Source organism: Arthrobacter sp. Z1-15 (genome assembly GCF_054792395.1).
In genome coordinates this window covers 3,806,160-3,817,616 of the sequence record NZ_CP096454.1, presented here as the reverse complement: position 1 = coordinate 3,817,616, position 11,457 = coordinate 3,806,160, and the positions used below count along the sequence as shown (strand labels likewise).

Sequence of the window (11,457 nt, the reverse complement as noted above, 5' to 3'; positions counted from 1 at the left end):
ATTCGTTCCGGACGGCGGGGCGAGGCACCGGCGGGAGGACTGGAATGGAACAGGGCAGCGCAAACAAAGGGCAGCCGGAACTCCTGGCCCTGCGGGCCCTGAAACTGGGGGACCTGCTGGTGGCGGTTCCGGCGCTGCGGGCGCTGCGCAGGGCCTTTCCGGACCATTTCATCTTCTACGCGGCCCAGGAGTGGCTGCTGCCGGTGGTGAAGCTGGTGGGCAGCGTGGATGCGCTGCTGCCGCTGCACGGCCTGGACGTTCCGATTCCGCTGGAGCCGGGACGGATTGACGTGGCGGTGAACCTGCACGGCAGCGGTCCGGAAAGCACCGGGCGGCTGGAGGCCCTGATGCCGCGCCGCCTGCTCGGCCATGCCGCCCCGGGGCTGCCCGGACCCTGCTGGCGGGACGGGGTCCACGAGCGGGAACGCTGGGCGGACCTGATGACCTGGCACGGCGTTCCGGCGGACCCGCTGGACTATCTGCTGCTGCCTCCGGCCTCGCCCAGCCCGGCACCGGGAGCGGCCGTCATTCACGTGGGTGCCGCCTACGGCAGCCGGCTCTGGCCGGTGGAACGGTTTGCCGCAGTAGCCGCCGAGCTGCACCGGGCCGGGCATGAGGTGCTGTTTACCGGCAGCGGCGGTGAACGCCCCCGGGCGCTGGCCGTTGCGGAGCTGGCTGGCCTTCCGGCCGCTGCCGTGGCCGCAGGGCAGCTGGGACTGGATGAGTTTGCGGCCGCCGTCGCAGGGGCCTCCCTGGTTGTGTCCGCCGATACCGGGGCAGCGCACCTGGCCTCGGCCTATGCGCGTCCGTCCGTGGTGATTTTCGGTCCGGCACCCGTGGCGGAGTGGGGTCCTCCGGAAGGCCCGCACATAACCCTGACGGATGAGAGCCGGCGTCTGGGGGACACCTTTGCCGTTGAGCCGGACCCCGCACTGCTGGCTGTGTCGGTGGAGGATGTGCTCGCGGCCGCCGAAAAGCTGGAGGTTCTCTAGGCGGTCAGGGGATTCCACCTAGGCACTCACTGCCTCGGGTCCGGCTCCGGACGAGGTCAGCCCCGACCCCGCCCGGGATTTGGCCGCGGCCTTGGCCGGGACGGGCCGGCCAAGGATTTCGTGCTGGAGCTTGACGAGGATTTTGGCCAGTCTGCGGGACACCTGCATCTGGGTCATCCCCAGGCGCTCGCCGATGACGTGTTGGGGCTCCTCATGAAAGTAACGGCGGGTGAGCAGGTCCTTTTCGCTGTCATCCAGCGTGCGGATGGCTTCTGCGAGGATTACCAGGTTCTCCGCCTGCTCGAGCCGGTTGTCGATGCTTCCGTGGACATCGGCCAGGTAGCCGCCCTCAAAGGGAGCATCGAGGGAGTCCGGCTGCAGGCTGCTTTGGCAGTTCAACGCTTCCGACACCGTTTTTTCGTCATGCCCGAGCTCCCGGGCAAGTTCCGGCAGGGAGGGTTCGCGCACCAGCCGCTGGGTCAGGGACGGATAGACCTTGGCGATGGTGGTGCGCAGGTCCTGCACCTCGCGCGGCGGGCGCACCACCCAGGACAGGTCCCGCAGGTAGCGTTTGATTTCCCCGTGGATAGTGGGGACGGCGAATGCGGGAAAGTGCCGCCCGACGGCTGGATCAAACCGCTTTACGGCTTTGATGAGCCCGATGTAGGCCACCTGCCGGAGGTCTGCGCGGTCGCGGCCCGGGCCGCTGTAGGCGGCGGCGACGCTGTCTGCGAGGTCGCGGTGCTGCAGCACCAGTTCATTGTGGAGGGCCTGCTGCAGATCGCCGCGGGCACTGCGGGCTTTGGTGAAATGGGCTAGGGCATCGGACTCAGGAGGCGTCATGGGGCAGCATTTCGTCGTTCCTACGTAGCCCCCTGCTGGACCGCTACCTCAGGAAAACAGAAGCACCTGTAGTTATCAAGAGTTGTGGTGAGAAATCTCAAAAGAAGGGCTTTACTTCTCGGCTGAGCAGAAGGTATACGCGGCTTCTTCCGGAAGCCGGGCGTGGGATCCGGCGGCGCAGCTGCCGGAGAAGTCAGCGCCGTTTGCGGCGCTTGCGCTTGGTGGCAGCCTGCACCTGGGCGGGACGACGGGGCGCGGGAGATCCCGGGGAAGGTGCCGGCTCTGAAGCAGCCGGTTCAGGGGCCGGGGCGGAAGCCGCGGCAACTTGGGCCTCCCGTCCTGCAAGGTTCCCCGGGTCATCGAGTATGCGGCTAAGCCCGGCAAGCTGGTCCGCACCGCCGTCGTCGGTTTCCGCCGGGATGCGGCCGGGTGCGCGAACGGACTCAGCACCGGGCACCGACCCCGGATCTGGTGCCGCGGCCGCAGCAGCCGGGCCGGCAGCCGCAGCCGGCATGTGTGCATGGGCGCCGGCTCCGGCCCTGCCGCCGCGCTTCAGCACCAGGACGGCGGCGGCACCGATCACGGCAAGGCCGGAGGCCAGCACCAGCATGAGCATGGCGTAGAACCAGAACAGCGTGATGTTCGGCGGCGCGGAGATCGGCGGGGTCAGGACGCCGGTCAGGCACAGGAGCCAGAAGGCGGCGCAGCTGCCGGCAATGATCCAGGCGGTCCGGGTTGGCAGGGAATACAGGAGGTTCTGCAGCTTCTGGTCCATGGGCGGGTCCTGGGGAGAGGCCGGTGTGCCGTCTGCTCGACGCCCCCAAGTCTAGGCAGCGCACCCGAAGCCCGGACAGCTCCTGGCCCGTTGCGGACCCTTTAGGGGGCGTTTGTTCCGAGGGGGGTTGCCGGACCGCTGGATTCTTCCACAATGACCAGCACATCCCCGGTGGGCCGCTGCTGCGCTACGGCATCGGTCAGCGGCTGGACCTGCTCGGGGGGTACCCGGACGGTGATGCTTCCGGTGCGCCCGCTCGTTCCGAGCCAGTGCAGCTGCACCTGCGGAGCCGCATCGGTACCGAGCCAGGCCTTAAAGGCATCGGCTGCCTCGCGGAGCTGCTGCTCACTGAACTGGGTCTTGGCCGGAACGGCGCCCGCTCCGGAGACTACTGCTTCGGCCTCCGGCGTGGTGACGGCGACGTGGAGCTGGCCGCCCTCGATCCATGCGTCGGAGTAGGCGGCGCCGAGGTCGGCTCTCAACTGGGTGTGGAGCTGTAGGAGTTCGGTCATGCGGTCCTCCGATAGTGATGCCGGGTCCGGAGCCGACGGCGTCGCTGCTCCCTCGTTTGTCGGTGCGCTTCCGGGACCGGTTTGGGTGTCCGGCGGGCTTGTTACGGCTGCACCCGGCGTTTCGGCTGATGAAGAGGAACCGGCGTCCGGCGACTGGGCTCCCGGTGACTGGGCGTCCTGTCCGCAGCCGCTGACGGCCAGCAGGGCGGCCAGGGAAAGAGCCGTGATCGCCTCGGGGGCCGCAGCACGTCTCGCCCGGGGCAGGAACGGAAGTGACGATTTTTCGGCGGTACGGCTGTTTGGTCGGAGTAGCGGGGACATGGAGCCTCCTGAATATCGATCCAGTATGCACGTAATACCAAAGCGGGCCCCGGTACAAGACCAGGACCCGCTTCAGTGATGTTCAGCTAACTGCAGATTACGCGTCCTGCAGCTGGCGGCGGCGGTTGATCAGCAGGGCGCTGATTCCGCCGGCGGTGAGCAGGGCACCTGCTCCGGCGAACAGACCCATGCCGGCAGCACCGGTGTCGGGCAGGCCGTCACCGTTGTTGTCCGGGGCCGGGGCCGGGGGCACTACGGGAGGAGCCGCCTCTTCAACGACTACCGCGGTAACCGTGAAGTTCATAACGGTTGCCTCAGAGGTTGCACCGTCGAGGGTCTGCACGGCCGAGACAGTGAAGGCTCCGGGTGCCAGGACCGGGACGCCAGTGACCTTCCAGTCGCCGTTGTCACCAACGGTTGCGGAAAGGGTGGTCTCACCGATGGTGACAGCAACCTTGGCGCCGGCGGTGCCGGTACCGGAGATGTCGCGCGGGTTCTCGCCCTCAGCGAAGTCCTGTCCCTCGGTGATCGAGGTGATGACGGCCTTCTCGAGGATGACGGAGAACGTGGAAACCGCCTCGGGGGAGGCCTCCTTGCCGGCAATGCCGTCCTGCACAGCGGTTACGGTGTAGGTGCCGTAGGTGAGGGCGTCGTTGAGCTTGAGTTCCCAGGTTCCGTCGGCGTTGACCGTGACGGTCTCATTGATCGCTACTTCGTCAACGGCAGAGCCCGAGGCCGTTCCCGTGACGCTCAGCTTGACGTCTGCATCCACGGCGCCGGTGCCCGTGATGGCTGCAACTGAATCAGCAATGGCTGCACCGTTGGCAGGAGTTGTGATGACCGGAGCGGCCAGCGGAGCATTCTTGACGGTCAGCTCGTAGGAAGCAGCCGTGGACTTGTTGTAGCCGTTGACAGCCTGAACCGTGAACGCAAGCTTTCCGTCTTCAGGAACAGTGGTGGGAGCGGGGAAGCTCCAGGCACCGTCGACAACGTCCAGGTCAATGGTGTCATCGCCGCGGGTGAGCTTGACGATGCTGCCGGCGGGGGCCGTTCCGGTGATGGCTGCGTCCGTCAGGACGGTGCCCTTGTCCTCGTGCGAGGTCAGCTGCGGAGCATCAACGAAGACTGCAACGGAGTAACCGCCCAAGTAGCCCAGGCCGTCAGACAGAGAGGTGGAGAACATACGGGCAACGCCCTCGCGGTCGCCAACGGCGCTGTTGATGCCCATGGCGCTGCTTCCGGAGATCGTGGGTCCGCCGGAGTCACCCGATGCAGCGTTTACGGTCAGAGTGGACTCGAAGCCCTTCACACCGCGGACATCGTCGGGATTAGTTGCCATGTTGTGGCCGCCGACGGGGAATTCGCCGATTCCGGTGACCTCGCCGCAGCTCCAGCCGGTGGTGCGGCCGGACTTGCAGACCGGGGCACCGACGACTGCGTCGACGGTTCCGGTGATCTTGGTGGTGGTTGCGGTGAGGTCCGTGGCGTCAGCCCACTGCGTAACCTCGGGCAGCAGGTCCAGCTCAGAGTTGATTCCGTCGATGGCAGCGATATCGGTGCCGACGTTTTCACCTGTCTCGAGATTGACCGGGGTGTTGTTCGGTCCGCCAAACTGCGAGAAGCCCCATGTTCCCAGGTCATTCCCCAGGTCGAAGTTGTCGCTGCCGCTGGCTTCGTCGCCCGAGGGGTCCGTCAGCACGGCCTCCTTGACGGCGCCGTCCTGCGCGCAGTGGCCCGCGGTGATGACAGCGGGATCTCCCGCTGCGTTGAAGCCGTTGAAACCGATGGAGCAAAGGGCGTAGGAACCGCCGCCCATCGGGCTGGCATAACCCTGGCCACTGACAACGTCCTCGACGGACGTGGGCGTGCCCGAGGAGTTCGCAATCCGAACGCCCTGGTACTTGTCCGCGATGGCTTGGGCCGGAGTTCCGGTCACGTCGGCCAGGCTCTTGGCCAGTACCGAATCACCGATGGTTGCAGTCTGGTCCACGCTGATGACGTAGCTGTTGCCGTCCCAGAGAATGGACTGCAGACCCTGTACACCCACGTTCGCGATGTAGTCGGCGCGGATGGCGGCAATTGCGTCGCCGTGGTTGGAGGGGAGTGCCATCGGAGCGGCAGTTTCTTCCTCTGCTGCCGGCTTCTCGGCGGCTTCGGTTGCCTCGGCGCTCGGAGCGTCGGTGGCTTCGTCGGCGGGAGCCTCCGTGACCTCCGCCTCTTCGGCGGGAGCCACCAGAGTGGCGTCCAGCTTCAGGGCCAGGGCCTCGAGGGCCTCACCGGAACCGGTGATGACAATCTGTGCGTCTTCAATGGCGATGCCAACGAAGCCTTCGGTGGCCTGGAGCTCGGGAAGGGCATCCGCTGCCTTCTTGCCAAGTTCTCCGGCTGCCTCAAACTCTTCGACCGTCATGCCCAGGTCGCGGAGGAGTGCTTCAGCCAGGCCGGGAGGAAGCGTGCCGGCTTCTTCGGTGGCTTCCCCGGTGACAGTTTCGTCAACGGCGGGTTCGCTGGCCGGGGCCTCAGTGGCTGTGGTGACGGGAGCATCTGCGGACGTGGCGTCCGGCTCTCCTGTCGGTGAAGCGATGGCCGGGGAAGCAATGAATGCTCCGCTCACCGCCAGTGCTGTTGCGGCGCCTAGCGCGCCAACGCGTTTGTAAAACGCGCTTGTGTTGTCCTGCATTGAAACCCCCATTTATGTACTGGCACAGACCCCATCCCCGCAGAGGGCACAGGTGTAGACCTGGGCCGGAACATGCAGAGTCGAGACTGAGTGGAATGGCCGTCCGCCGAGAAGGCAGACGAAACTCTCCCAGAGCATAACGGCAGGTGAGGTAACTAACAAGAGGGCTTAGGAGTTTTGCCGTCCGGATGCCGCAACTCCGCCTGCCTGCTGCGGTAGGAGCGGACATGTTCCCGATTGGCGCAGTTACCCGTGTCGCAGTAGCGCTTGGACCGGTTTCTCGTCAGGTCCAGGAGGACGGCGTCGCAATCCGGCGCAGCACAGGTCCCCAGCCGGTCAAGCTCGCCGCCGCGGAGGGCATCGGCAAAGGCCATGGCTGCTTCGGTGGCCATCCGGTCCTCAAGCGGCGCCGCCGGCGAGGTGCAGTGCAGATGCCAGTCCCATCCGTCATGACGGACCACCTGCGGGAAGGCGCGTGCGTTGCGCAGGAGCTGGTTTGCTCCGGCCGCAAGCCCTTCCTCGTCTGCCGTCCAGAGCTGGTGCAGGCGGGAGCGCAGGTGGCGCACTGCCCGGAGTTCACCCGTGGTGTGGGTGCGCGAGCCGCTGAAGCCCTGCTCCGTCAGGAAGTCATCGAGATCCGCGACAGTGAGCAGCCGATCCACGTGGTCCACTCCGGTGTTGATTAAGCCGGCAACTGCCTGCAGGGCAATCTCCGTGTCATGTGTAAAAGCCATGGTGACCCCTGACATCTTTTCCTTCGGTCTTCCCAGTGTAAGGTCCGTTGGCGCAGAATGAACCTGACAGGTCCTGCGGGACAGGCAATGACGGTCCTTGGAGGTGCCATGAGTCGCTCCGTACCCAGGCAGGTTCGCCCGGTCGGGAGATCCAGCGGTCATGCCGGACGGGGAACGTCCGCACTGGCCGTGGCACTTTTCTCGTCGGCGGTTTTTGGACTCTCCGGCTCCTTCGCCAAGTCCCTGCTGGAAACCGGCTGGACCTCCACCACTGCCGTTGCAGTGCGTATGGGAGGCGCCGCCCTGGTGCTGCTGGTTCCCGCCGTGGTGGCGCTGCACGGGCGCTGGCACCAGGTGAGGGACAACTGGAAAACCCTGCTGGCGTTCGGCTTTATTGGAGTGGCCGGCTGTCAGTTCTTCTACTTCAATGCCGTGGAGCGCCTGTCCGTTGGAGTCGCCCTGCTGCTGGAATTCCTGGCGCCGGTGCTGATGGTGCTGTGGATCTGGGTGTCCACAAGGCGCCGGCCCGGAGGGAAGACGGTCGGGGGTGCGGTTGCCGCCATCGCCGGCCTGGTGCTCGTGCTCGACGTGACCGGGGACGTGCGGGTGGATCCGATCGGCGTGATGTGGGGCTTGGCGGCCGCGGTCTGCCTGGCCATCTACTTCTTTATTACTGCCCGCCAGAACGATTCCCTGCCCCCGCTGGTACTGGCCACCGGCGGGATGCTGGTGGGGGCAGTGACCATGCTGGTGCTCGGTGTCGCCGGGGTGCTGCCCACCGGTTTCAGCACCGACGACGTTGTGCTGGCCGGCAGGGTCACCTCCTGGTGGGTGCCGCTGGCCGGACTCGTGCTGTTTTCCACGGTTCTCGCCTACGTCACCGGAATCGTGGCGGCCCGCAGGCTCGGCTCAAGGGTGGCGTCCTTTGTGTCCCTGACCGAGGTGCTCTTCGCCGTCCTCTGGGCCTGGCTGCTGCTGGCGGAACTGCCGCGCCCGATCCAGCTGGTCGGAGGCGCACTGATTGTTCTGGGCCTGGTCCTGGTGCGCGCCGACAAACGGGCCGGGCTGCCGGGCGAAGTCCCCGGCGAGCCCGGCCCCACCGCCTAAGCGACGCCGCCTAAGCGACGCCGCCTAAGCGACGCCGCCTAAGCGACGCCGCCTAAGCGACGCCGGCTGCGGCCTTACCCGCCTGAGCGGTCCGGGACGCTGCCGGCCCGGACCGCGGTCCTAGCCCTGCGGCTCGGTCTGTTCCACCCGGTCCGCAGGTGCCTCCTCGCTCGGTGAGGCATCCACGCGGATTTCGCGCTTGAGGATTTTTCCGGTCGGGCCCTTGGGGAGGGCGTCGGTGAGGACGACGCGGCGCGGATACTTGTAGGCCGCCAGCCGCTCCTTGGCGAAGTCGCGAATTTCCTGCAGCAGCGACTCGCGGCCGGCGCCGTCACCCGGCAGGATGTCCTCCTTCAGGCCCACCACTGCAACGATTTCCTCGCCGTGGAGTTCATCAGGCACCCCGATCACCGCTGCCTCGGCAACGGCCGGATGCTCGTACAGGACTTCCTCGACCTCCCGCGGATACACGTTGTAGCCGCCGCGCAGGATGACGTCCTTCTTGCGGTCCACGATGTACAGGTTGCCCGCCTCGTCGGCGCGGGCCAGATCCCCGCTGCGGAACCAGCCGTCCGGAATGGCGGCCTGCGTCGCTTCCGGGTTGTTCCAGTACCCCTTCATGACGCCCGTGCCGCGCACGGCGAGCTCGCCGACGTCGCCCGTCGGAACCTCCGCGCCCTCCGGATCCACGATCCGCACTTCCATGCCCTCCACCGGCTTGCCGATGGAACCGGCCATGCGGCCCGGCCCCGGCAGGTTGAAGGAGACCACCGGTGATGTTTCGGACAAGCCGTAGCCTTCCAGCAGCTGGGTCTTGAAAACCCGCTCAAACTCGTGCAGCACTTCCAGCGGCATGGCTGAGCCGCCCGTAATGGCGCCGCGGAGCGTGGACACGTCGGTGGCGGCCAGGTCCGGATGGCGCAGCATGCCCACGTACATCGTCGGCACGCCCTCGAAGATGGTCACGCCGTCGCGTTGGATGATTTCCAGGGCCTTGCCCGCGTCGAACCGCGGCAGCAGGCTGATCGAGGCTCCGACCATCACCGCGGAGTTCAGAGCCGACGTCTGGCCGAACACGTGGAAGAACGGCAGGCCGCCGAAGATCACGTCGGATTCCAGGGTGTGCAGCAGCTTCCGCGAGATATCTGCGTTGCTGCGCAGATTGTTGTGGGTCAGCGCTGCGCCCTTTGGGCGCCCGGTAGTGCCCGAGGTGTAGAGAATGACGGCGACATCCTCGCCGTCCACCTCCTCCACCCCGGGCTCCGGGTCCGTTTCGGCAAGCAGTTGCATGAATGCTCCGCCGTCCACGGGAATGACGGGAACACCGCCGGCTTCTTCGGCGCCGCCCAGTGCTTCGGACAGGATGCCCTCCCACGCGAAAACCAGCCGCGCCCCGGAATCGGAGAGGTGGTAGGCAACTTCCCGGGCCTTCAGCAGCGGGTTCATCGGCACCACCACGGCGCCGTAGCGGAGCACTCCGTAATAGACGAACGCCATCTGCGGGATGTTGGGCATGATCAGCGCCACCCGTTCTCCCCGTGCAATGCCGTGGTCGCGGAGCACCCCCGCCACCCGTGCGCTCATGGCGTCCAGGGCCCCGTAGGTAATTTTTGTGTCGTCCAGTTTCAGGACCGTGCTGTCCGGAAGCCGGGCGGCCGTCTCGGTCAGAATGCCGGCGAGGTTTTGCATGAAGATCTCCTTTGATCAGACCTGGAACGTGCGGGCAGCAGTGCGCACCGGCAGCGGCCGGAGAGTGAGCAGCATCACATACTGAGCGGTATGTGAGCAGTGTAGCCCGGCGGAAGGCGCAGCGGGCACCGTGGACGCTCGCTTTTTTCTTCGCCCTCCGGCTCCGGAAACGGCGGAGCCGGGAGCAGGCCTGCGACCGGGCGCCGGAAATGTGCCGGGCAGTTTCACCCGGAACCGCGGTCGGCGGCGCCTTATTGGTCAATGAGCCGGTGCGGGTTTTTCGCGATAAAGGGAATCCGTGATTCTCTATGATTTGCCCGGCCGGAAACAGCGGAATTTCTCCCTTAAAGGAAAACCATGATCGACCTGCTCATATTGCTGCTGCTTGTGGCCGGCATCGTTGCCGTCACTGCCAAGTTCAAAATTTCCCCGTTCCTCGCTCTTCTGGGGGCCGCCTTTATCGGCGCCTTCGCTTTCCGCCTGCCGGTCGGGGAGATTATCCCGACAATCACGACGGCGTTTGGCAACACCATGGGCAACATTGGCCTGGTGATTCTCTTCGGCACAATGATCGGCGTGATCCTGGAGCGGTCCGGCGGGGCAATCTCCATGGCAGACGCCCTGATCAAAATACTGGGAACTCGGTTCCCGACGCTGACCATGAGCATTATTGGCTACATTGTCTCCATTCCCGTCTTCTGCGATTCCGGGTACATCATTCTGAACTCGCTCAAAAAGGCCATGGCAGAACGCGCCAAGGTATCGCTGGTCGCCATGTCCATAGCGCTGATGACCGGCCTGTACGCCACGCACACCATGGTCCCGCCTACGCCCGGACCGCTTGCTGCGGCGTCAAACCTGAACGTCGTCAATGATCTGGGGCTGTTGATCGGCCTGGGCCTTGTGGTGGCGGCAGTTTCAGCCGGCGCCGCCCTGCTTTATGCGAACAGGTTCCTGAAGAAGGACGTCGAGCTGCTTCCGGTTCCCGCGGAGGAAGCGGAAGTCAGCTACGAGGAATTGCGGGCTGCGTACGGAAAGCTGCCGAGCGGCTTCATGGCCTTCCTGCCGATCCTGCTGCCGATTCTGCTCATCTGCCTGTCATCGATCGCCAAGCTTCCCGGCGAGCCTTTCGGGGAAGGCGGCTTCGCGGAGACAGTGGTCTTCATTGGTACTCCCGTCGTGGCACTGGCACTGGGCCTCGTGGCGGCAGTGTTCCTGCTGCGCGGCAAGGGCAAGCTCGCCTCTTTCAACACCCAGATTTCCGACTCGATCCTGCTGGCGGCACCGATCCTCCTCATCACCAGCGCCGGTGCGGCCTTCGGCGGCGTCCTGGGCAAGAGTGCCATCACCGGCTTCCTCTCCGACAACCTGGCCACCCTGGGGCTGGGCATCGCGGTGCCGTTCCTGATTTCGGCGGCCCTGAAAACGGCGCAGGGATCCTCCACCGTGGCGATGGTCACGACGTCGGCCATGCTGCTGCCGCTGCTGGAGCCGCTCGGCCTGGCATCGGGCGCCGGCCCTGTGCTGGCGGTGCTGGCGATCGGCGCCGGCGCCATGGTCGTCTCGCACGCCAATGATTCGTATTTCTGGGTGGTGTCCCAGTTCAGCCGGATCCCGACGGCGACGGCCTACCGGACGCTTACCCCGGCCACGGCCGTCCAGGGTGTTGCCGGATTTGCCGCGGTGTGGGTCCTGAGCCTGTTTATGGTCTAGGGGCTAAAGGAGGAGACCGCGTGGGCAGCCGCGCCGAATTGCCGGGAGTAATCTGGAACCGGAGCCGTATGACGCCCCGGTGTTCCACCCG

Annotated in this window: 9 protein-coding genes; 3 read left to right on the top strand and 6 right to left on the bottom strand. The window is 66.0% G+C overall.

The annotated features are described in order from the left end of the window. The first annotated feature begins 44 nt into the window (after window positions 1–44). The gene (locus M1D40_RS17775) at window positions 45–992 is read left to right on the top strand and encodes a glycosyltransferase family 9 protein (protein ID WP_461169707.1); all 948 of its coding nucleotides are present in this window, start codon (window positions 45–47) and stop codon (window positions 990–992) included. An 18-nt stretch (window positions 993–1,010) separates the two neighbouring features. Here the strand turns inward: M1D40_RS17775 and M1D40_RS17770 are convergent, their stop codons facing one another. The 5 genes from M1D40_RS17770 to M1D40_RS17750 form a co-directional block, all read right to left on the bottom strand. Next, window positions 1,011–1,835 carry a sigma-70 family RNA polymerase sigma factor gene (locus M1D40_RS17770; protein WP_461169706.1) on the bottom strand — a complete coding sequence of 275 codons (825 nt, stop codon included), beginning with the start codon at window positions 1,833–1,835 and terminating at the stop codon, window positions 1,011–1,013. 193 nt (window positions 1,836–2,028) lie between these two features. Beyond that, window positions 2,029–2,610 (bottom strand): hypothetical protein, encoded by a 582-nt coding sequence (locus M1D40_RS17765; RefSeq protein WP_461169705.1) that lies wholly within the window; start codon window positions 2,608–2,610, stop codon window positions 2,029–2,031. A 101-nt stretch (window positions 2,611–2,711) separates the two neighbouring features. Further along, window positions 2,712–3,443 (bottom strand): hypothetical protein, encoded by a 732-nt coding sequence (locus M1D40_RS17760; RefSeq protein WP_341394476.1) that lies wholly within the window; start codon window positions 3,441–3,443, stop codon window positions 2,712–2,714. A 97-nt stretch (window positions 3,444–3,540) separates the two neighbouring features. Further along, entirely contained in the window at window positions 3,541–6,123 is a 2,583-nt protein-coding gene (locus tag M1D40_RS17755) for a S1 family peptidase (protein WP_461169704.1), read from the bottom strand. 155 nt (window positions 6,124–6,278) lie between these two features. Next, on the bottom strand, window positions 6,279–6,857 hold the full coding sequence (locus M1D40_RS17750; protein WP_461169703.1) for a CGNR zinc finger domain-containing protein: 579 nt from the start codon (window positions 6,855–6,857) through the stop codon (window positions 6,279–6,281). Between the two features lie 108 nt (window positions 6,858–6,965). On the opposite strand from M1D40_RS17750, the gene M1D40_RS17745 reads away from it, so the two are divergent. Further along, window positions 6,966–7,964 (top strand): EamA family transporter, encoded by a 999-nt coding sequence (locus M1D40_RS17745; RefSeq protein ID WP_461169702.1) that lies wholly within the window; start codon window positions 6,966–6,968, stop codon window positions 7,962–7,964. Window positions 7,965–8,084: 120 nt separating this feature from the next. Here M1D40_RS17745 and M1D40_RS17740 read toward each other — a convergent pair whose 3' ends face one another. Beyond that, the gene (locus M1D40_RS17740) at window positions 8,085–9,653 is read right to left on the bottom strand and encodes a long-chain-fatty-acid--CoA ligase (RefSeq protein WP_341394473.1); all 1,569 of its coding nucleotides are present in this window, start codon (window positions 9,651–9,653) and stop codon (window positions 8,085–8,087) included. A 357-nt stretch (window positions 9,654–10,010) separates the two neighbouring features. Between M1D40_RS17740 and M1D40_RS17735 the strand changes: the two genes are divergently transcribed. After that, the gene (locus tag M1D40_RS17735; RefSeq protein ID WP_341394472.1) at window positions 10,011–11,366 is read left to right on the top strand and encodes a GntP family permease; all 1,356 of its coding nucleotides are present in this window, start codon (window positions 10,011–10,013) and stop codon (window positions 11,364–11,366) included. Window positions 11,367–11,457 lie beyond the last annotated feature (91 nt).